The sequence below is a fragment of the Kitasatospora sp. NBC_01302 genome (genome assembly GCF_035976515.1).
Lineage (GTDB): Bacteria > Actinomycetota > Actinomycetes > Streptomycetales > Streptomycetaceae > Kitasatospora.
The window spans coordinates 181,683-201,494 of the sequence record NZ_CP108404.1; the positions used below are offsets into that span (position 1 = coordinate 181,683).

General features: G+C 71.8%; 18 protein-coding genes. 8 read left to right on the plus strand and 10 right to left on the minus strand.

The annotated features are described in order from the left end of the window. The first annotated feature begins 22 nt into the window (after nt 1-22). Entirely contained in the window at nt 23-505 is a 483-nt protein-coding gene (locus OG294_RS00910) for a hypothetical protein (RefSeq protein ID WP_327064409.1), read from the plus strand. Between the two features lie 252 nt (nt 506-757). After that, nucleotides 758-1,432: a FadR/GntR family transcriptional regulator gene (locus tag OG294_RS00915; RefSeq protein ID WP_327064411.1), complete on the plus strand. Its 675-nt coding sequence runs from the start codon at nt 758-760 to the stop codon at nt 1,430-1,432. Between the two features lie 42 nt (nt 1,433-1,474). Here OG294_RS00915 and OG294_RS00920 read toward each other — a convergent pair whose 3' ends face one another. Genes OG294_RS00920 through OG294_RS00960 form a run of 9 tightly spaced genes read right to left on the minus strand, consistent with a single transcriptional unit; the run spans nt 1,475 to nt 9,408 of the window. Continuing rightward, nucleotides 1,475-2,335, minus strand: coding sequence for an amidohydrolase family protein (locus tag OG294_RS00920; RefSeq protein WP_327064413.1), 861 nt, complete (start codon nt 2,333-2,335; stop codon nt 1,475-1,477). Then, nucleotides 2,332-2,643 carry an L-rhamnose mutarotase gene (locus tag OG294_RS00925; protein ID WP_327064414.1) on the minus strand — a complete coding sequence of 104 codons (312 nt, stop codon included), beginning with the start codon at nt 2,641-2,643 and terminating at the stop codon, nt 2,332-2,334. Before OG294_RS00925 ends, OG294_RS00920 begins: the two co-directional genes overlap by 4 nt. Next, complete coding sequence (locus tag OG294_RS00930; RefSeq protein ID WP_327064415.1) at nt 2,640-3,287, minus strand: LutC/YkgG family protein; 648 nt, start codon at nt 3,285-3,287, stop codon at nt 2,640-2,642. The genes OG294_RS00925 and OG294_RS00930 overlap by 4 nt, the downstream gene beginning before the upstream one ends. Beyond that, nucleotides 3,284-4,732, minus strand: a complete 1,449-nt coding sequence (locus OG294_RS00935; RefSeq protein ID WP_327064416.1) for a LutB/LldF family L-lactate oxidation iron-sulfur protein — start codon at nt 4,730-4,732, stop codon at nt 3,284-3,286. The genes OG294_RS00930 and OG294_RS00935 overlap by 4 nt, the downstream gene beginning before the upstream one ends. Continuing rightward, nucleotides 4,729-5,469, minus strand: a complete 741-nt coding sequence (locus OG294_RS00940) for a (Fe-S)-binding protein (RefSeq protein WP_327064417.1) — start codon at nt 5,467-5,469, stop codon at nt 4,729-4,731. The genes OG294_RS00935 and OG294_RS00940 overlap by 4 nt, the downstream gene beginning before the upstream one ends. Next, the gene (locus OG294_RS00945) at nt 5,470-6,453 is read right to left on the minus strand and encodes an aldo/keto reductase (RefSeq protein ID WP_327064418.1); all 984 of its coding nucleotides are present in this window, start codon (nt 6,451-6,453) and stop codon (nt 5,470-5,472) included. Then, complete coding sequence (locus tag OG294_RS00950) at nt 6,450-7,211, minus strand: SDR family NAD(P)-dependent oxidoreductase (RefSeq protein ID WP_327064419.1); 762 nt, start codon at nt 7,209-7,211, stop codon at nt 6,450-6,452. Before OG294_RS00950 ends, OG294_RS00945 begins: the two co-directional genes overlap by 4 nt. Then, on the minus strand, nt 7,208-8,545 hold the full coding sequence (locus OG294_RS00955) for an L-fuconate dehydratase (RefSeq protein WP_327064420.1): 1,338 nt from the start codon (nt 8,543-8,545) through the stop codon (nt 7,208-7,210). The genes OG294_RS00950 and OG294_RS00955 overlap by 4 nt, the downstream gene beginning before the upstream one ends. An 11-nt stretch (nt 8,546-8,556) precedes the next feature. Then, nucleotides 8,557-9,408 carry a fumarylacetoacetate hydrolase family protein gene (locus OG294_RS00960; RefSeq protein ID WP_327064421.1) on the minus strand — a complete coding sequence of 284 codons (852 nt, stop codon included), beginning with the start codon at nt 9,406-9,408 and terminating at the stop codon, nt 8,557-8,559. A gap of 505 nt (nt 9,409-9,913) precedes the next feature. Here OG294_RS00960 and OG294_RS00965 point away from each other — a divergent pair. From OG294_RS00965 to OG294_RS00990, 6 genes are all read left to right on the plus strand, one after another. Then, nucleotides 9,914-10,957 (plus strand): sugar ABC transporter substrate-binding protein, encoded by a 1,044-nt coding sequence (locus OG294_RS00965; protein ID WP_327064422.1) that lies wholly within the window; start codon nt 9,914-9,916, stop codon nt 10,955-10,957. A 95-nt stretch (nt 10,958-11,052) separates the two neighbouring features. Then, nucleotides 11,053-12,624 carry a sugar ABC transporter ATP-binding protein gene (locus OG294_RS00970; protein WP_327064423.1) on the plus strand — a complete coding sequence of 524 codons (1,572 nt, stop codon included), beginning with the start codon at nt 11,053-11,055 and terminating at the stop codon, nt 12,622-12,624. Then, nucleotides 12,608-13,633, plus strand: coding sequence for an ABC transporter permease (locus OG294_RS00975; RefSeq protein WP_327064424.1), 1,026 nt, complete (start codon nt 12,608-12,610; stop codon nt 13,631-13,633). The genes OG294_RS00970 and OG294_RS00975 overlap by 17 nt, the downstream gene beginning before the upstream one ends. Nucleotides 13,634-13,806: 173 nt before the next feature. Further along, the gene (locus OG294_RS00980; protein ID WP_327064425.1) at nt 13,807-14,586 is read left to right on the plus strand and encodes a FadR/GntR family transcriptional regulator; all 780 of its coding nucleotides are present in this window, start codon (nt 13,807-13,809) and stop codon (nt 14,584-14,586) included. Nucleotides 14,587-14,589: 3 nt separating this feature from the next. Continuing rightward, nucleotides 14,590-15,630, plus strand: coding sequence for a sugar ABC transporter substrate-binding protein (locus tag OG294_RS00985; protein WP_327064426.1), 1,041 nt, complete (start codon nt 14,590-14,592; stop codon nt 15,628-15,630). Nucleotides 15,631-16,024: 394 nt separating this feature from the next. Then, nucleotides 16,025-17,152, plus strand: coding sequence for an NADH:flavin oxidoreductase (locus OG294_RS00990; RefSeq protein WP_327064427.1), 1,128 nt, complete (start codon nt 16,025-16,027; stop codon nt 17,150-17,152). A 104-nt stretch (nt 17,153-17,256) separates the two neighbouring features. Here OG294_RS00990 and OG294_RS00995 read toward each other — a convergent pair whose 3' ends face one another. Then, complete coding sequence (locus tag OG294_RS00995; protein WP_327064428.1) at nt 17,257-19,803, minus strand: AfsR/SARP family transcriptional regulator; 2,547 nt, start codon at nt 19,801-19,803, stop codon at nt 17,257-17,259. Between the last annotated feature and the right edge of the window lie 9 nt (nt 19,804-19,812).

Below are 19,812 nucleotides of genomic sequence, written 5' to 3' on the forward strand. Positions count from 1 at the left end.
CTCCGACAGGAAGGTGATGTCCATGACCCGCGCTCCACACCCGCGCCGACAGCCGGCACTGTGGGCGGTCGCCGCCGCATGCGCGGTCGGCGCAACACCGGCCCTGGCCGCCACACCCTCCAACTCGCACTACTCCGTGGTCAGCGTCACCGCCCCACCCACTTCCCCGGGCGGGACGACGACCGTCAACGTCCTCGTCGTCAACAACGGCCCCGACACCAGCGCATCGCCCCACAGCGTGCGGATCACCCTGCCCGGCGGCGCCACCACCCCAGGCGCGACCTTCCCCTCGACCTGCACGACCAGCGCCCAGGGCACCGTCGTCACCTGCACATTCCCCCCAGGCCTGCGCGCGTTGCGAACGGCCACCGTCCTGCTTCCGGTGCGGATCGCGACGACGGCCGCCCCGCACAGCCAGCTGACCGGCGGCTGGGTCCACCTCAGCAGCGCCGACGACGCCATCAGCCCACTGCGCGACGTGGAATTCGACATCGTCACCCCGTGACACCAGATCCCCCACAGGAATCCCACCGCACCGGACACGCGCACCGGGCACCAGCACCCGCTGCGAAGACCAACGTTCACGGCCGCGGGCACGAACCACCCATACATCGGATGTGTCGGACAAGAGCCCCAGGGATACCCCAGGGAATCCGGCGACTGCCCGCCTCGAAGGGCGGATAACATGGGACCTCTTACGAGGTGGTCTAGTCTGCGGGCAGCGGAAGGGACCATATGACGTTGGAGGGTGGGGCCAGTGCCGGTCACTGACGAGGCGATCGAGAAGATCAAAGCGATGATCGTCGGCGGCGAGCTGTACCCCGGGGCCCGCCTGCCGAAGGAGGCCGACCTCGCCGAGCGGCTGGGTCTGTCCCGCAACTCGCTGCGCGAGGCGGTCAAGGCGCTCTCGCTGATCCGGGTGCTCGACGTGCGCCAGGGCGACGGCACCTACGTCACCAGCCTGGAACCCCACCTGCTTCTGGACGCGCTCGGCTTCGTGGTCGACTTCCACCAGGACGACACGGTGCTGGAATTCCTGGAGGTGCGCCGCATCCTGGAACCGGCCGCTGCCGCGATGGCCGCCACGGCGATGTCCGAGGAGGCCGTCGCCGAGCTGGCCCAGGTCCTGGAGCGCCTGCCCGCCGAGCCCTCGCTCGAGGAGTTGATCGCCAACGACCTGGAGTTCCACCGCCGGATCGCGGCCGGCGCCGGGAACACCGTGCTCTGCTCGCTGATCGAGGGCATCTCCGGTCCCACGGCCCGGGCCCGCGTCTGGCGCGGCATCACCGAGGAGGGCGCGGTCACCCGCACCACCGAGGAGCACCGCGCGATCTACACCGCGATCGCCGCCCGCCAGCCCGAGGTCGCCCGCTCCTGGGCGACGGTGCACGTCGCGGGAGTGGAGCAGTGGCTGCGGAACGCCCTGGAGTAGGAGGGGACCGCCAGTGGCGGCAGCACTGCCCCCACTCCCCCGTCAGTGCCCGGCGAGCCGGTAGACCCGGATCGCGTTGCCCGCGAAGAGGGCTTGCCGCTCGCCGGGGGCGAGGCCGGCGGTGAGCTCCTCGGTGACGGCCAGCACCCGGCTGTAGGGCGCCTCCAAGGTGGAGACCGGCCAGTCGGAGCCGTACAGCAGGCGCTGCGGGCCGAAGGCCTCGACGGCGGTGTCGACGGCGGGCCGCAGGTCGTCGAGGGTCCAGCCGCCGCGGGTGGCCTCGGTGAGCAGGCCGGAGAGCTTGGCGACCGTGTTGGGCAGGGCGGCGAAGCCGCGCAGCCGGGTGGCCCAGGCTCCCAGGGCTCCGCTGGCGATCGGCGGTTTGCCCAGATGGTCGAGGACGAAGGTGAGTCCGGGCAGGGCGGCCGCGGCGGCGGTGGCGGCCCGCAGTTGCTCCGGCGTGACGACCAGGTCGTAGGCGAGCCCGGCGGCGGCGACGGCGAGCAGACCGCGCCGGACCTCGGGGCGCAGCAGCCAGTTCGGGTCCGGCTCCTCCTGTACTTGGTGACGGATACTCACCAGTCGCCTGCCACCGGGAAGTTCACGCAGCTCGGCGAGCCTGTCCGCGATGTCGGGGGCGGTCAGCTCCGTCCAGCCCACCACGCCCGCCACCAGCGCGTCGTCGGCGGCCAGTCTGAGCAGTTCGGGTGTCTCCTCGGGTACACAGACGGTCTGCACGACCACGGCCGCACTCACCCCGGCCGCGCGGGCCTCGGGTGCCAGGTCGGCGAGGGAGAAGGAGCGCGCCAGCGGGGCCAGCGCCGGGCCCGAGATCCATGGCTGCGGACGGACTGCCAGGTCCCAGACGTGGTGGTGCGAGTCAACGATCTTGTGGTGCGTCACAGGTTCCACACCACCGGGAGTCCGGCCGAGGCGCCCTCGGCGGAGTAGTCGTGCACCACGTCCAGCAGGTCGCCCATCCGGGCCTGCCACGCGATGTTGACCGGCAGCTGCTCCAACTGCGCCAGCAGTCGGCCGTAGTCCTCGCAGTCCAGCAGGTGGAACAGCTCGGTGCCGCTGCGCCAGATGGTCCACGAGGAGACCCCGGCGGCCCGGATGGCGATGGCGAGTTCGGCGGGGACGGCGCGGTGAGCGGCCTCGTACTCCTCGATCCGGTCGGGGCGGACGCGGGTGTGCAGGGCGATTCTCATGACTGCTCCACTGACTGCTCCACGATGACGACGTCCAGGGTGCGCGGGCCGTGCACACCTTCGACGCGGTCGAGTTCGATGTCGCTGGTGGCCGACGGTCCGGAGATGAAGGTGAGGGGTCGGGCGGGGTCGAGCCGGGCGAGCGCGTCGGGCAGGTCGTCGGCGATCTGCTCGGCGCGGATCACGCACAGGTGGTAGTCGGGCACCAGGCTCAGCGCCCGCCGGCCCTGGCCGGGGCCCGCGTCCAGCACGATCGTGCCGGTCACCGCGATGCCGACGGCCGCCAGGGTCACCGAGCCGTCCAGCGCGTCCAGTTCCGGCACCGTCAGGGGTTCCGGCTGCCACTGCCGGCTCCCGCTCGGCAGCAGCTCGGCGGGGAACCCGGATGGCAGTGCCAGCCGGCCGACGCCGCGCTCGGTCAGCGCCCGGGCGATCACCGCGGGCACGTCCTCGGGGGCGGCCCGGTGAACGGTGGCCCGGTAGTCGGCGACCCGCTCGGCGAAGAGCTCCACCGGGTCCTGCCCCGGCTCCAGGTGGCTGCGCCGGTACGCACGTTCCACCGCGACGTGCTCGGGTCCCTCCTCGGCGGGGACGTCGGCCAGCGCGCCCCGGATCCGGGCCAGGACGGTCTCACGGCTGCTCACGGCGTTCCCTCTCGGTTCTTGCGCCACCAGGTCCGGAACGACTCGGCCGGGGGCGCGGGGCTGTCGCGGGTGTCGGACCAGCCGTGCAGCGGTCCGGGCAGCCGGCCGATCCTGCCCTCGCGGGCCAGCACCCGCCCGCCGAGCGAGGCCGCCTTCTGCGCGGCGGAGAGCAGCCGGGGTGAGTCCAGCACGGTGGCGGCGGCCTTCATCGCGAGGGCTTCCGGGCTCAGCGCGTGGCGCTTGGCCTCGACCACCTCGGCTCTCAGGTGGGCCAGCACCTCGGGGATGTCGATCTTCACGGGGCAGGCGTCGTAGCAGGCCCCGCAGAGGGTGGAGGCGAACGGCAGTGAGGCGGCCTGCTCGACTCCTACCAGCTGCGGGGTGAGCACCGCGCCGATCGGCCCCGGGTAGACCGAGCCGTAGGCGTGGCCACCGGTGCGCTCGAAGACGGGGCAGACGTTCAGGCAGGCGGAGCAGCGGATGCAGGCCAGCACCTGCCGTCCGACGGTGTCGGCCAGGGTGTCGGTGCGTCCGTTGTCCAGCAGCACCAGGTGGAACTGCGACGGGCCGTCGCCTTCGGTCACCCCGGTCCAGGTCGAGGTGTACGGGTTCATCCGCTCGCCGGTGGAGGAACGCGGCAGCAGCTGCAGGAAGACCTCCAGGTCCGACCAGGTGGGGACGACCTTCTCGATGCCCATCACGGTGATCAGCGTCTCGGGCAGGCTCAGGCACATCCGCCCGTTCCCCTCCGACTCCACCACCGTGACCGTACCGGTGTCGGCCACCGCGAAGTTGGCGCCCGAGACGGCGACCTTGGCGGCCAGGAACTTCTTGCGCAGGTGGCGCCGGGCCGCCTCGGCGAGTTCGCGGGGATCGTCGCTCAGGCCCTCGGGGGCCGGCTCGCCCCAGTGCGCCATCTCGGCGGCGAACAGGTCGCGGATCTCGGTACGGTTCTTGTGGATCGCCGGTACCAGGATGTGCGAGGGGCGGTCCTCGCCCAACTGCACGATCAGTTCGGCCAGATCGGTCTCGTAGGCGGTGATCCCTTCGCGCGTGAGCGCCTCGTTGAGGCCGATCTCCTGGGTGGCCATCGACTTGATCTTGACCACCTCGCGCTCTCCGGTGGCCTGAATGAGAGCGGCGACGATCCGGTTGGCCTCGGCGGCGTCGCCCGCCCAGTGCACGGATCCGCCGGCGGCGGTGACCGCCTCCTCCAGCTGCAGCAGGTACCGGTCGAGGTGACGGGCCGTGCGGCGCTTGATCGCCTCGGCCGCGGTGCGCAGCTCCTCCCAGTCGTCGAGTTCCGCGGCGACGGCCAGGCGCTTGTCGCGGATGGTGGTGGTGGCGCGCCGCAGGTTGGTACGCAGCTGCTGGTCGGCGAGCGCGGTGCGGGCCGCCTCGGGAAAGGACGGCGAGCCGAGCCAGACCACACCGCGGTCGCTCATCGCTCCTCCCCTTCGGCGCCGGCCAGGATCTCGGCCAGGTGCATGGTCCGCACGCCGCTGCCCTGGCGGGAGAGGCCGCCGCCGATGTGCATCAGACAGGAGTTGTCGGCGGCGCAGAGCACCTCGGCACCGCTCGCCAGCACCCCGGCCGCCTTGTCGGCGAGCATCGCGCTGGAGGTGTCGGCGTTCTTCACCGCGAAGGTGCCGCCGAAGCCGCAGCAGGAGTCGGCGCTGGGCAGTTCCACCAGGTCGAGGTCCTGGACCGCACGCAGCAGCCGCAGCGGCCGGTCGCCCAGGCGCAGGCCGCGCAGCGAGTGGCAGGTGGGGTGGTAGGCGACCGTGTGCGGGAACCGGGCGCCGACCTCGGTGACCTCGAGGACGTCGGTCAGGAACTCGGTGAACTCGTAGACCCTTGGGACGAGTTCGGCGACCTGCTGCTGCAGGGAGGCGGACCCGTACCGCTCGGCGAGCACCGGGTGGTTCTCCCGCACCATGCCGGCGCAGGAGGCCGAGGGAGTGACCACCGCATCGTAGCCGGCGAAGGCGCGGGCGAGCCGGGCGACCAGCGGGACGGCGTCCGGCCGGTAGCCGGTGTTGAAGTGCATCTGACCGCAGCAGGTCTGCTCCTGCGGGAAGTCCACGGTGTGGCCCAGGCGTTCCAGCACGGTCAGGACCGCCCGGCCGGTGCCGGGGTAGAGGGTGTCGTTGAAGCAGGTGATGAACAGGGCGATGTGCACTCAGCTCGCCTCCTCGGGCATCGGTACACCGGGGGCCAGCAGGCCGTGCGCCTTCAGGTCCTGCCAGAGCGCTGCCGGCAGGGTGAGCCGCAGCATGGCGGCGGCGTCGCTCACCTCTGCCGCGCTGCGGACGCCGACCAGCACGCCGGCGACCGCCGGGTGCCCGAAGGGGAAGCGCAGCGCGGCGGCACGTAGCGGCACGCCGTGCCGCTCGCAGACGGCTTTGAAGCCCAGCGCCCGGGCCAGGACCTCCGGCGGAGCGGCGGTGTAGTCGAAGGTGGCGCCGGGCCTGGGGTCCGCGAGCAGGCCGGAGTTGAAGACCCCGCCGACCACCACCGCCACCCGGTGCTCGGCGGCCAGCGGCAGCAGTTCGGCCAGTCCGCTCTGGTCCAGCAGGGTGTAGCGGCCGGCCAGCAGGACGGCGTCGATGTCGGTCTCGCGGACGAACCGGGCAGGGACGGCGGCTTGGTTCATGCCGACACCGATCGCGCCGACGACGCCTTCGGCACGTAGCCGCTCCAGCTCGGGGTAGGCATCGGTCAGGGCCTGCTCGACGTGGTCGTCCGGGTCGTGCAGGTAGACGAGGTCGATCCGGTCCAGGCCCAGGCGCTGCAGGCTGGCCTCGATCGAGCGGCGCACCCCGTCGGCGCTGAAGTCCCAGACCCGCCGGTGGGTCGCCGGCACGGCGAAGCCGTCGGCCAGGTCGTCCCCGGCCGGGGCGGGCAGCGGTTCCAGCAGTCGGCCGACCTTGGTGGAGATGGTGAACTCCGAGCGCGGCCGCCCGCGCAGCGCCGCTCCCAGCCGGCGCTCCGACAGGCCCAGCCCGTAGTGCGGTGCGGTGTCGAAGTACCGCACGCCCACCTCCCAAGCGGCCTGCAGCGCCTGTTCCGCCTGGGCGTCGGTGACCGGCGTGAAGAGGTTGCCGATCGCGGCGGCGCCGAAGGCGAACGGGCCGACGTCGACCCGGCTGGATCCGAGCTTCATCGCGGCGGCTCCGGTCGCAGCCGCAGGCCGGCCATCCCGCCGTCCACCGCGAGCGCCGTTCCGGTGACGCTGCCGGCGGCCGGGGAGGCCAGGTAGGCGATCGCGGCGGCCACCTCCGGCGCGCTGACCAGCCGACCGGTGGGCTGACGGCCGTTCAGTGCGGCCCGCTCGGCTGCCGGGTCGGGCGCCGCGTCCAGCAGCCGGCCGACCCAGGGCGTGTCCACCGTACCGGGGTTGACGCAGTTCACCCGGATTCCCTCGCGCACGTGGTCGGCCGCCATCGCCAGGGTCAGCGAGAGGACGGCGCCCTTGCTCGCCGAGTACAGCGCGCGCTGCGGCAGACCGGCGGTGGCGGCGATCGAACAGGTGTTGACGATGGCCGCGTTGGCGGAGCGGCGCAGGTGCGGGAGGGCGGCGCGGGTGGTGCGGACCAGGCCGACCACGTTGATGTCCAGCACCTGGTGCCACTGCTCGTCCGGGTTGTCCGCCACGGTGCCGGCCGCGCCGATCCCCGCGTTGTTGACCAGGATGTCCAGGCCGCCCAGCGCGTCGACGGCCGCCTCGACGGCCGCGCGCACCGACGCGTCGTCACCGAGGTCGGCGGTGAAGCCGAGCAGCGGCGGCCGGGCGCCGCGCGGGTCGAGGTCGAGCACCGCCACCCGTGCGCCGCGCTCGCTCAGCAGCCGGGCCGTGGCCAGTCCGATGCCGGAGGCGCCGCCGGTGATCAGGGCGCGCAGACCTGACAGATCGTTCGTCATGCGCTGAGCTCCGTCTCGGTGAGCCGGTCGGCGGCCCAGAAGACGCCGTCGCGGTAGGTGTAGGTGTCGATGCTGGCCTGGTGCATGGTGGCGGAGAAACCGGGGGCGGTGGGCGCCTGGTAGTGGCCGTCGTGGATCACCACGGGGTCCACGAAGTGCTGGTGGAGATGGTCGACGTACTCGATGACGCGGTTCTCGGTGGTGCCGCAGAGCGCGACGTAGTCGAACATCGACAGGTGCTGGACCAGTTCGCACAGGCCCACGCCGCCGGCGTGCGGGCAGACGGGAACGCCGAACTTGGCGGCCAGCAGCAGGATGGCGAGGTTCTCGTTCACGCCGCCGACCCGGGCGGCATCCAGCTGGAGGACGTCGATGGCTCCGGCCTGGAGCAGCTGTTTGAAGACGACCCGGTTCTGGACGTGTTCGCCGGTGGCGACCTTGACCGGCTGGACGCCGCGACGGACGGCGGCGTGGCCGAGCACGTCGTCGGGGCTGGTGGGCTCCTCGATCCAGTACGGGTCGAACCCGGCCAGCGCGTTGGTCCACTCGATGGCCTGGGCGACGTTCCAGCGCTGGTTGGCGTCGATCGCCATCCGGATGTCCGGGCCGATCGCCGCGCGGGCGGTGCGGCAGCGGCGGATGTCGTCGGCCAGGTCGGCGCCGACCTTGAGCTTGATCTGGGTGAAGCCGGCGGCCACGGCCTCCTTGGCCAGGCGGGTCAGCTTCTCGTCGCTGTAGCCGAGCCAGCCGGGGGAGGTGGTGTAGCCGGGGTAGCCGCGCCGGCGCAGCTCGGCCTCGCGGTCGTCGGCGCCCTGCTTGCCCCGGCGCAGCAGATCCAGCGCCTCCTCGGGGGTCAGGGCGTCGCTGATGTAGCGGAAGTCGACCTGGGAGACCAGCCAGGCGGGGTCGGCGTCCGCGAGCAGCTGCCACAGCGGCTTTCCCTCGCATTTGGCCGCCAGATCCCACACGGCGTTGACGACGGCGCCGATCGCCATGTGCATCACGCCCTTCTCGGGCCCCAGCCAGCGCAGTTGGCTGTCGCCGATCAGGTCGCGGCTGAGCGATCCGGGGTCCGCGCACAGCTCGGCGACCGGACGGCCGACGATGTGCTCGCGCAGAGCGTCGATCGCGGCCACCTGGACGTCGTTGCCCCGGCCGATGGTGAAGGTGAAGCCGTGGCCCTCGTGGCCGCCCGCGGAGGTGCGCAGGACGACGTAGGCGGCGGAGTAGTCGGGGTCCGGGTTCATCGCGTCGGACCCGTCCAGCTCGCGCGAGGTGGGAAAACGGATGTCGTAGGTGTCGACGGCGGTGATCCGTGCGGTGTGGGCGGACAACTCGGTGCCTCTCAGGCGTTGGCGAAGGTCTGGCACTGGGTACCGAGAGCGTCGATGGACAGCTCGACGGTGTCGCCGTCGCGCAGGTACGGGGTGCCGGGCAGGCCCAGCGCGACTCCGGCCGGGGTGCCGGTGTTGATGACGTCGCCCGGGTTCAGCACCATGTACTGGCTCAGGTACCACACCAGGTAGGTGACGTCGAAGATCATGTTCTTGGTGTTGCCGTCCTGGCGTGCGGTGCCGTTGACGGCCAGGCGCAGGCCCAGCAGCTGCGGGTCGCCGGCCTCGTCGGGGGTGACCAGCCAGGGGCCCAGCGGGTTGAAGGTCTCGCAGGACTTGCCGAGATCCCACTGGGCGGAGAATTCGAGCTGGAACTCCCGCTCGGAGACGTCGTTGCTGATCGCGTAGCCGGCGATCACACCGGCTGCGTCGGCGGGGGATCCGAGGTAGCGGGCCTCGCGGCCGATCACCACGGCGAGCTCCACCTCCCAGTCCGTCTTCACCGAGTTCCGGGGGATCAGCACCCGGTCGTAGGGGCCGACCACGGTGGCCGGGTCCTTCATGAAGACCACCGGGCGCGGCGGGATCGCGGCGCCGGTCTCCTCGGCGTGGTCGCGGTAGTTGAGCCCGACGCAGACCACCTTGCCCGGGCGGGCGACCGGGGCGCCGACGCGCAGCCCGGCCGGATCGAGCAGCGGCAGTGCCTCCTCGGCCAGCGCGCGCCGGACCCGCTCGATCCCGCCCGAAGCGAGGAACGCCCCGTCGATGTCGCCGGTCAGGCCCGACAGCGCGAACGTCCGGCCGTCCCCGGTCCGGACCGCAGGAGCCTCCGCTCCCGGATTTCCGAGCCGCAGCAGCCTCATCTCTCGTCTCCCGTCGTTCTGGAGGTGGGAACCTCCGCCATCGAGCGCAACCGAATACATCGGATCTCTGTGCTGCCGTCAGACCATACGAGCAGAGAGCCCGGGACTGCAAGAAGTCCTCCGATGACTCTTCTCGACTGAGCACGGCGTTCGACAACACCGCACTCCAGGCAGGACATTCGCATCTCACGGCACATGCTGGAAGCCTGGACATAACGGTTGAGAATCGTCAGAGGCCTTCTCTTGCCAGCCAGGTTGTCGGCTCATAGGGTCCTCGGTACCGTGATCCATCCGATGACTGCGGGAGACTCACACCGTCGCCCCAGCGGAGCGCCGCAGATCGACACCAGCCGCCCCTCTCGGAAGAGGGCCGAGGGGGCGGTCACGTGTCGAACTCCGGAAACAAGCTCACCACAACGGCCGCCGGTTCCCGCGGTCTCGCACAACACCAGTCCCCACCCTGCCCCTTCGGGCACCCGGCATCCCAGCCAAGGAGATCAGCACCATGAAGCCTCGCGTCCCCACCAGAATCGCGGCGACCGCCGCCACCCTCGTCGTGCTGGCGGGGTTCGCCACGGCCTGCAACCGGAGCAGCAGCAGCGCCGCCGGCGGCAAACCGGCGATCGGGATCGACCTGCCGCGGGCCGACTCCGACTTCTGGAACTCCTACGCGCAGTACATCAAGTCCGACGTGTCCGACCAGGGCCTGCACGCGCTGCCGGTCAGCAACTCGCAGAACGACGTCACCAAGCTGGTCTCCAACGTCCAGGTGTTCGAGAGCACCGGCGCCAAGGCCGTGGTGATGGCCCCGCAGGACACCGGCGCGATCACCTCCACGCTGGACGCGCTCGCCGCCAAGAAGATCCCCGTGGTCAGCGTCGACACCCGCCCCGACAGGGGGCAGGTGTACATGGTGGTCCGCGCGGACAACAAGGCGTACGGCACCAAGGCCTGCGAGTTCCTGGGCAAGCAGCTCGGCGGTAAGGGCAAGGTCGCCGAACTCCAGGGCGCACTCGACTCGATCAACGGCCGCGACCGCTCGGAGGCCTTCGCCGCCTGCATGAAGAGCGAGTTCCCCGGCATCCAGGTGATCGAGCTGGCCACCGACTGGAAGGGCGACGTGGCCTCCGCCAAGCTGCAGTCCACGCTGGCCGCCAACCCCGACCTGAACGGCATCTACATGCAGGCCGGCGGCGTCTTCCTGCAGCCCACCCTCGCACTGCTGCAGCAGAAGGGCCTGCTCAAGCCGGTCGGGCAGCCCGGCCACATCGCGATCGTCTCCAACGACGGCATCCCGCAGGAACTCGACGCGATCCGCCAGGGCCAGATCGACGCCACGGCCAGCCAGCCGGCCGACCTGTACGCCAAGTACGCGCTCTTCTACGCCGAGGCCGCCGCCGAGGGCAAGACCTTCCAGGCCGGCCCCACCGACCACCAGTCCACCATCATCACGCTGCCCAACGGACTGGAGGACCAACTGCCCGCCCCGCTGATCACCAAGGACAACGTGGACGACAAGACCCTCTGGGCCAACAACATCGCCAAGTAGCCCGACCACGTCATCCCATGCCCCCGGGTGCGGCGGCACCCGACCACCCTCGAAGCCGCCGCCCTCGGGTCTTCTGCGGAAAGGACATCCCCGCCATGGCGGACTCCAGCCCCATCCGGGGCCCCGTTGTCGAGGCCGACGGGATCAGCAAGCGCTTCGGCGCCACCGTCGCGCTGCGCGACGCCCGCATCTCGGTCGCCCCCGGCGAGTCGCACGCCCTGGTGGGTCGCAACGGCGCGGGCAAATCCACTCTCGTCTCCATCCTCACCGGACTGCAGAACGCCGACACCGGCACCCTGCGCTTCAACGGCGACCCGGCCCCGGCCCCCGGGGACACCGACGCCTGGCGCTCCCGGGTCGCCTGCGTCTACCAGCGCTCCACGGTCATCGGGGCACTCACCGTCGCGGAGAACCTGTTCCTGAACAGGCACGGCCTCGACCGGCACGGTGCGCGGGCGCTGCGTCCGATCAGCTGGCGGCAGCTGCGCCTACGTGCCGCCGAACTGCTCGCCGAGTACGGCGTGGACGTCGACCCGAGCACTCGCGCCGAGGAACTCACCGTCGAACAGCGCCAGTTCGTGGAGATCGCCCGGGCACTCTCGTTCGGCGCCCGGTTCATCATCCTGGATGAGCCGACCGCCAGGCTGGACGCCCGCGGCATCGAGCGGCTCTTCGCCAAGCTGCGCGAACTCCAGTGCCAGGGCGTGGCGTTCCTCTTCATCTCGCACCACCTCCAGGAGGTCTACGATCTCTGCGACACCGTCACCGTCTACCGCGACGCGCGGCACATCCTCACCGCCCCGGTCGCCGGACTCGACCAGCACGAGCTGGTCGAGGCGATGACCGGTGAGGCCTCGCGGGGCGCAGAGCCGTCCTGGTCGGCCACCGCAGGAACCCGCGCCGCGGGCGACGTGCTGCTCAAGGTCACGGACCTCGACCTGCCCGGGGCCTACCAGGGGATCTCGCTGACCGCCCGGGCCGGCGAAGTCGTCGGCCTCGCCGGGGCCGCGGCCAGTGGCAACGTCCAACTCGGCGAGACCCTGGCCGGACTGCACCGTCCCAAGGCCGGGACCATCACGGTCGCCGACCGCCCGGTACGCCCGGGCCGGGTGCCGGCGGCGCTGGCCGCGGGGATCGGGTTCGTCCCCGAGGACCGGCACCTCCAGGGCCTGGTCCCGCAGCGCAGCGTCGCCGAGAACGCCACCCTGACGGTGACCGACCAGTTGGGCCCGTACGGCACCGTACTGCCCTCCCGCATCCGGGAGTTCGCCCAGCGCATGATCACCGATCTGGACATCAAGACCCCCGGACCGGCGACGCCAGTCTCCGCCCTGTCCGGCGGCAACCAGCAGAAGGTGGTGATCGCCCGGGCGCTGGCCACCCAGCCGCACGTGCTGGTCGCGATCCGCCCCACCAACGGCGTGGACATCAAGTCCAAGGACTCCTTGCTCGGCACCATCCGGGAGGTCGCCGACAGCGGCCGGAGCGCCGTCATCGTCTCCGACGAACTCGACGACCTGCGGGCCTGCGACCGGGTCGTGGCCATGTTCCACGGCCGCGTCGTCGCGCAGTTCCCCTCGGGTTGGAGTGACGAACAGCTGGTCGCAGCCATGGAGGGCATGGCCGGCACGACTGACACGAAGGAAGACCATGGCCCCCACCACTGAGCTCGCCGCACCCCCGGCCGCCGCCACCGCGGCGGGCCGCCGCTTCGACCTCGCCCGCTACCGCGACCTGTCGCTGCTGCCGGTCCTGCTGGTTCTCGGCGTGATCGGCTTCGCCGTCTCACCGGCCTTCCTGACCAGCGACAACCTGCTCGGTGTCGGCCAACAGGCCACCGAGCTCAGCCTGCTGGTCCTGGGCGAGGCCCTGATCCTGATCAGCGGCCGGATGGACCTCTCGCTGGAGTCCACCATCGGTGTCGCCCCCGTGATCGCGGTCTGGCTGGTCCTACCCGACCACGGCGCCCGATTCAACGGCATCGGCCTCTTCCCGGGCTGGACCGCGATCCCGCTCTGCCTGGCGGTCGGCGCGCTGATCGGCGCGATCAACGGCTTCCTCATCCTCAAACTGCGGCTCAACGGATTCATCGTCACCCTCGGCGCGCTCACCCTGCTGCGCGGACTCCAAGTAGCCATCTCCCAGGGCCAGTCCATCGTCAACCTGCCCGGCTCCTTCAGCTACCTCGGCAGCGCCTCCTGGTTCGGCGCACCCGCCGCGATCTGGATCTGCGCGCTCCTGTACGCCGTCGGCGGCGCGGCGCTGGCCTGGCTGCGGCACGGCCGGGCGCTGTACGCGATCGGCGGCAACGCCGAGGCGGCGCGGGCCGCCGGGATCCGGGTCGACCGGATCACCTGGACCGTGCTGATCCTCGGCGGCGTGCTGGCCGCCTTCGCCGGCATCCTCTACACCGGCCACTACGGCTCCATCTCCGCCGACCAGGGCAACGGCTGGATCTTCCAGGTCTTCGCCGCCACCGTCATCGGCGGGGTCAGCCTCAACGGCGGCCGCGGTACCCTCTTCGGCGCCCTCACCGGCGTGCTGACCCTGCAACTGGTGGTCAACGTGATGACGCTGGCAGGCGTACCGCCGCTGTGGAACCAGTTCCTCAACGGCGCGATCATCATCGTCGCCCTGATCATCTCCCGCTTCGCCTCCGGCGAGAAGCAGGAGTGACGAAGGGTCAGGCACGATAGCCGCCACCGCGGCGCTGTCGCACAGGTCGGGCACCCGGTCGCGCCGCTTCGAGAACCCGCACGAACCCACTGAGGCCCGCTGAGGCCCTCCGGGGATCCGTCGTGGAGGGAGAGGCCCCTCGAAGTCCGATCCACCACGGAGGTGCGAGCAGCATGGCGGTGACCGACCAGGCCATCGAGCGGATCAAGGAGATGATCGTCTCCGGCCTCCTGCCACCAGGCACGCGGCTGCCCAACGAGGCCGACCTCTCCGAGCAGCTCGGACTGTCCCGCAGCTCGCTGCGCGAGGCCGTCCGAGCCCTCACCGCCATGCGGATCCTGGTCGCCAAGCAGGGCGACGGCACCTATGTCTCCGGCCTGGAACCACACCTCCTGCTGGAGGCGATGACCTTCGCCGCCGACGTCTCCCACGGCCACAGTGCCCGCCAACTCCTACAGGTCAGAAGCCTGCTGGAACCGCCGGCCGCCGCCCTCGCCGCCGGCCGGCTGACCGGGGAGCAGCTCGAAGCGCTGCGGAGCATCCTCGACCGGTGCGCCGGCGATGTCGAGATCGAGGAGTTCGTCGAGCTCGACATCGAGTTCCACCGCACCATCGCCGACTCGGTCGGCAACCCGGTCCTCTCCACCCTGCTGGGCATCCTCTCCACCCACACCCAGCGGCTGCGCATCGTCCGCGGCACCAGCCACTCGACCGCCCGTGCGCAGGCACATCGCGAGCACGAGGCCATCTGGCGAGCCCTGGCCGCCCGCGATGCGGGGCTCGCGGCCGCCGCCAGCGCGGTCCACGTCGCCGCGGTGGAGGAGTGGCTGGCCGCCGGGACCACCATCGGCTCCGTCGCCCTGGACACGCTCACCCCCTGGCCACCTGCCAGGGCCTCGGCCCCGCCCCTGTCCGCCACACGGCGGGAAAACCCCATCTCCAGAACGGTCTGACAAGTGAAGTCAACCATCGCACCTTCCGCGGCGGTCAGCGGCGCCATCCTGCTGCTGACCGGATCACTCACCGGCTGCGGAGGGGCCTCCCCCACCACTCGCAGTGCGTCGGCGGGCATCGGGATCGACATCCCGCGGACCGACTCCGCCTTCTGGAAGGCGTACGCGCAGTACCTGAGAGCAGACATCGCCGAGCAGAATCTGAACGTCCTGCCGATCACCGAGTCGGACGGTGACGACACCAAGCTCGCCGCCAACGTCAAAGCGCTCGCCGCCAAGCGGCCCACGGCGATCGTGATGGCCCCACAGAACACCACGGACACCTCGGCGGTGCTGGACGACCTGCTGGCCCGGCACATCGGCGCCATCAGCGTGGACACCGTGCCGGAGAGCGGCGAGACCTACATGGTGGTCCGCGCCGACAACCGCGCGTACGGCACCAAGTCCTGCGAGTACCTGGGCAAACAGCTCGGCGGAAAGGGCAAGGTGGCCGAGCTCCAGGGCTCGCTCGGCTCGATCAACGGCTACGACCGGTCCCAAGCCTTCGCCTTCTGCATGCGCAGCGAGTTTCCCGGCATCCAGGTGATCGAACTGGCCACCGACTGGAAGGGCGACGTGGCCTCCGCCAAGCTGCAGTCCACGCTGGCCGCCAACCCCGACCTGAACGGCATCTACATGCAGGCCGGCGGCGTCTTCCTGCAGCCCACCCTCGCACTGCTGCAGCAGAAGGGCCTGCTCAAGCCGGTCGGGCAGCCCGGCCACATCGCGATCGTCTCCAACGACGGCATCCCGCAGGAACTCGACGCGATCCGCCAGGGCCAGATCGACGCCACGGCCAGCCAGCCGGCCGACCTGTACGCGAAGTACGCCCTCTTCTACGCCCAGGCGGCCTCCGAGAACAGGATCTTCCACGCCGGTCCTACCGACCACGGCTCCACCATCGTGCTGCTGCCCAACGGCATGGAGGACCAACTCCCCTCAGTTCTCGTCACCAAGGACAACGTGAACGATCCCTCGCTCTGGGCCAACCACGTCACCAACTGACCGCCGGGACGGCACCATCCTCACGCCGGCTTTCAACAACACACCCAGCAGGCTGGTGACTTCGTCGGCCACGGCGGACGAGCCCTGCAGGACGAGCGGCACGGGGACGGCGTCGCGGCGACCGGGATGTCAGCCGGGTTCAGACCCTGCCGGGACGAGCGTCACGCGGGCGGAGTCCTTGCCCCCGAGGGGGTGAGACTCCGCCCGCGGTGCCCGCGTGGGCACGGGGCGACTACGGCAGGGCGGACCCTGGCTTGTCGCCCGCGCTGGAAGCGACTCTGCCGAGAAATGCTTTGGCCTGTCAAACATCGACAACTGAATATTTCAGGGGTAGGGTCTCCATGTATTTCAATGCACGTGCACATACCGTCTGGCAGCTACGAGGAACACCCCTATGACCGTCACTGCGTCTTCCCCCTCCCGCGCGGCCGAGATCCTGTCCCGGCCCCTCGCGATCAACGGCCTGACCGTCCCGAACCGCATCGTGATGGCACCGATGACGCGCATGTTCTCCCCGGGCGGCGTCCCCGGCGAGGACGTGCGCTCGTACTACGCCCGTCGTGCCGGCGCCGGCGTGGGCCTGATCGTCACCGAGGGCACCTACGTCGGCCACGAGTCGGCCGGGCAGAGCGACCGCGTGCCGCGGTTCCACGGCGAGGAGCAGCTGGCGGGGTGGGCGAAGGTCGCCGAGGCCGTGCACGCAGCCGGCGGCACGATCGTGCCGCAGCTGTGGCACATCGGCATGGTGCGCAAGCAGGGTGAGCCGCCCTATGCCGACGCCCCCGCCGTCGGCCCCTCCGGCATCCGCGTGGACGGCACCGAGGGCACCGGCAAGGCGATGACCCGGCGCGACCTGGACGATGTCATCGGCGCCTTCGCCGAGGCCGCCGCAGCCGCCGAGCGCATCGGCTTCGACGGCGTGGAACTGCACGGCGCCCACGGCTACCTCGTCGACCAGTTCCTGTGGGCGGGGACGAACCGCCGCACCGACGCCTACGGCGGAGACCCGGTGGCCCGCACGACGTTCGCCGCCGAGATCGTGGCCGCCGTGCGCGAGCGCGTCTCGCCCGGCTTCCCGGTGATCTTCCGCTACTCGCAGTGGAAGCAGGAGGCCTACGACGCGCGGCTCGCCGAGACCCCGCAGGAGCTGGAGACGATCCTGGCCCCGCTCGCCGCGGCCGGCGTCGACGCCTTCCACGCCTCCACCCGCCGCTACTGGCTCCCGGAGTTCGAGGGCTCGGAACTGAACCTGGCGGGCTGGACCAAGAAGCTCACCGGGCGGCCCGCCATCACCGTCGGCTCGGTCGGCCTCGACGGGGACTTCCTCCGCGGCTTCAGTGGCGAGGGCGCGCCGGTCCGGGGCATCGACAACCTCCTGGAGCGCATGGAGCGCGACGAGTTCGACCTGGTCGCCGTCGGCCGCGCCCTGCTCCAGGACCCGCAGTGGGCGGCGAAGGTCCTGGGCGGGCGGTTCGAGGAGATGAGGCCGTACGACGCGGCGGCGCTCAAGACGCTGAGCTGAGCCGGGAAGTGCCGAGGGGTCTTCGCGATCCGCGCCCTGATCGTGCAGGCCCCGCGTCCTGAGCAGATGTCCGGTTCGTCGAGCAGCGACCGACAGGGTCGGGCTCAGGCCAGGCACGGCAGGTGCCGGGGCGGGGCGGAGCGCCCCCGCCCGGTCGGCGACCACGCGAGGACGTCGTGGATCCAGCCGCCCCGGGCGAGGCCGGCGCTCTCCGCCGACGCGATGTGAGCCAGGCGGGTGTGGCGGCGGGCACCGGTCCGGTCGCCGGTGCGGGTGCAGGCATCGGCCAGGCGGCGGTGGGCCCAGGCGCGGTCGGCGACGGCGCCGAGGCGTTCGGCCGCGGCGAGGCCCCGACGCCACACGGCCGCCTGGTCGTGCGGCTGCTCCTGCCATTCGAGGAAGCCGTCCAGCGCCCGGGCCAGCTGCCACACCAGGGTGTCCCACCCCTGCCGGTCGGCCAGCTGCTGGGCGGCGAGCAGGCAGGTGCGCTCGGCGCGGAACCACGACCTGGCGGCCCTGCGGTCGGCCAGCGGCTGCGGGGTCACTCCGGCCAGCGGCGGTTCGAGTTCCAGCTGCCGGCGCCGGTACGGGCCGAGCGCGCGGTCACCGGCGGCCGCGGTCTGCAGGTAGAAGTCCAGGACCCGCCGCAGCGCGCGCTCGCACGGCTCCGCCGTGCGGTACTCGGCCGCGTACAGGCGGACCAGGTCGTTCATGCGGTACCGGCCGGGCGCATGCTGCTCCAGCAGGTGGACCGCCTCCAGCTCCCGCAGTGCCGCCCGGGTCGCGGCCGGTGAACGGCCCAGCAGGCTCGCGGCCGCGGCGAGCCCGATCTCCGGGCCCGGGGCCACCGCGAGGAACCGGAACGCCTCGGCGGCCCCCGCGCCGAGGGTCCGGTACGACAGCAGGCAGGCCGCCCGTACGTCGGCCGACGGGCTGCCCGCGTCCAGCGCGTCCAGCCGCGCCGACTCGTCCTGGAGCTCCGCGGCGAAGGCCGCCAGCGGGAAGCCGGTCCTGGCCGTCGCGCGGGCTGCTGCGATGCTGATCGCCAGCGGCAGGCCCGCGCAGTGCTCCAGCATCGCGGCCACCGCCTCGGGATCGGTGCAGACCCGGTCCTCGCCCAGGTGACGGCCGAGCAGATCGCGGGACTCGGACGCGGAGAACACGTCCAGGGGCAGCAGGTGCGCCCCGTGGGTGACGGCGAGCTCGGTGAGCCGCCGGCGGCTGGTGACCAGGACCGCGGATCCGGCGCCGCCCGGCAGCAGCGCGGCCACCTGCTCGGCGTTCGCGGCGTTGTCCAGCACGATCAGCATGCGCCGGTCCGCGACCAGGCTGCGGTACAGCCCGGTCAGCGCCTGCGGGTCCACCGGTGCCGAGCCCGGGTCCACTCCCAGAGCGTCGAGGAAGCCCCGGATCGCGGCGGCGGGCGCCAGCGGCTCCCCCCGGAGGTCGAAGCCGCGAAGGTCCACATAGAGCTGCCCCTGGGGGAAGCGGTCGGTGTTCCGGTGCGCCCAGTGCAGGGCGAGCGAGGTCTTCCCGATGCCGCCACCGCCGCTGACCACACACACCGGCACCGCCCCGCCACCGCGGCCGGCCTGCTGCAGGGCCTGGTCGAGTATCGCGAGTTCACGCCACCGCCCGGTGAACCACCCCGGTGTGGCGGGCAGTTGGCGAGGGACCGTACTCTCCCGCAGCATGGCGAGGCCGGTGGCGGGCACGGCACCCGTGGTACCACTGGCGGCGGGCACCGCACCGGCGGTACCGCTGACGGCGGGCACCGCACCCGCCGCACCACTGGCGGCCGGCACCGCACCCGCCGCACCACCTGCCGCCGCACCACCCGCGGCGGCCATGAGGCAGACCGCGGTCGCGCCGTCCGCCGCGCCCGGCCAGCCCGACACGTCGACCAGCGGATCCCCGGCCAGCACGCGCTGGTGCAACTGCCGTAGCTCGGGGCCCGGATCGCTCCCCAGCTCCTCCACGAGCGCGCACCGGACCCGCTCGAAGCAGCGCAGGGCCTCGGCCGTGCGACCGCTGCGGTAGAGCGCCAGCATGAACTGAGCGGCCAGGCGTTCGTCCAGCGGGTGCGCCTCGTGGCAGTTGGCCAGTTCGGCCAGCAGCACGGCATGGCGACCGCGGCGCAACTCCAGGTCGTTGCGGTCGAGTCGGCACGCGTGCCGCATCTCGGACAGCAGTCCCCGCGCCGAGTTGAACCACGGCTTGTCCACGCCGGCGAACGGTTCGCCCCGCCACAGCCCCAGTGCCCGGTCGAACAGGGCGATGGCGCGGTCGTCGTCGGCCGCCCGCGCCCGGGTGACCAGGTCGTGGAAGACGTGCACGTCCACGGCGCCCGGGTCGGCGAGCAACGCGTACCCGCCGGGGCGCCGGGCGATGGACGGCTGCTCCGTGGCGGCCGCGCCTCTCGAAGCGTCACCCGGCGCGGCGTCCAGCACCTGCCGGAGCCGGGACAGATAGCTGTACAGCGCCGGCCCGACGCGCTGCGGCACCTGAGCGCCCCACACCCGGTCGGCCAGCCCCTCGATCGGCACCACACGGTTGACGTCCATCAGCAGGGCCGCGAGCACGGTGCGCTGCCGGGTCGGCCCCAGGCTCACGGTGATGCCGTCCCGGTGTGCCTGGATCTCTCCGAGCATCGCGAACCC

Excerpts from the sequence above, each read along its gene's own strand:
- OG294_RS00980 (WP_327064425.1), top strand. The coding sequence starts at position 13,807 with ATGGCGGTGACCGACCAGGCCATCGAGCGGATCAAGGAGATGATCGTC.
- OG294_RS00950 (WP_327064419.1), bottom strand. The coding sequence starts at position 7,211 with ATGACGAACGATCTGTCAGGTCTGCGCGCCCTGATCACCGGCGGCGCC.
- OG294_RS00990 (WP_327064427.1), top strand. The coding sequence starts at position 16,025 with ATGACCGTCACTGCGTCTTCCCCCTCCCGCGCGGCCGAGATCCTGTCC.
- OG294_RS00910 (WP_327064409.1), top strand. The coding sequence starts at position 23 with ATGACCCGCGCTCCACACCCGCGCCGACAGCCGGCACTGTGGGCGGTC.
- OG294_RS00995 (WP_327064428.1), bottom strand. The coding sequence starts at position 19,803 with ATGCTCGGAGAGATCCAGGCACACCGGGACGGCATCACCGTGAGCCTG.
- OG294_RS00965 (WP_327064422.1), top strand. The coding sequence starts at position 9,914 with ATGAAGCCTCGCGTCCCCACCAGAATCGCGGCGACCGCCGCCACCCTC.
- OG294_RS00975 (WP_327064424.1), top strand. The coding sequence starts at position 12,608 with ATGGCCCCCACCACTGAGCTCGCCGCACCCCCGGCCGCCGCCACCGCG.
- OG294_RS00970 (WP_327064423.1), top strand. The coding sequence starts at position 11,053 with ATGGCGGACTCCAGCCCCATCCGGGGCCCCGTTGTCGAGGCCGACGGG.
- OG294_RS00935 (WP_327064416.1), bottom strand. The coding sequence starts at position 4,732 with ATGAGCGACCGCGGTGTGGTCTGGCTCGGCTCGCCGTCCTTTCCCGAG.
- OG294_RS00945 (WP_327064418.1), bottom strand. The coding sequence starts at position 6,453 with ATGAAGCTCGGATCCAGCCGGGTCGACGTCGGCCCGTTCGCCTTCGGC.
- OG294_RS00960 (WP_327064421.1), bottom strand. The coding sequence starts at position 9,408 with ATGAGGCTGCTGCGGCTCGGAAATCCGGGAGCGGAGGCTCCTGCGGTC.
- OG294_RS00925 (WP_327064414.1), bottom strand. The coding sequence starts at position 2,643 with ATGAGAATCGCCCTGCACACCCGCGTCCGCCCCGACCGGATCGAGGAG.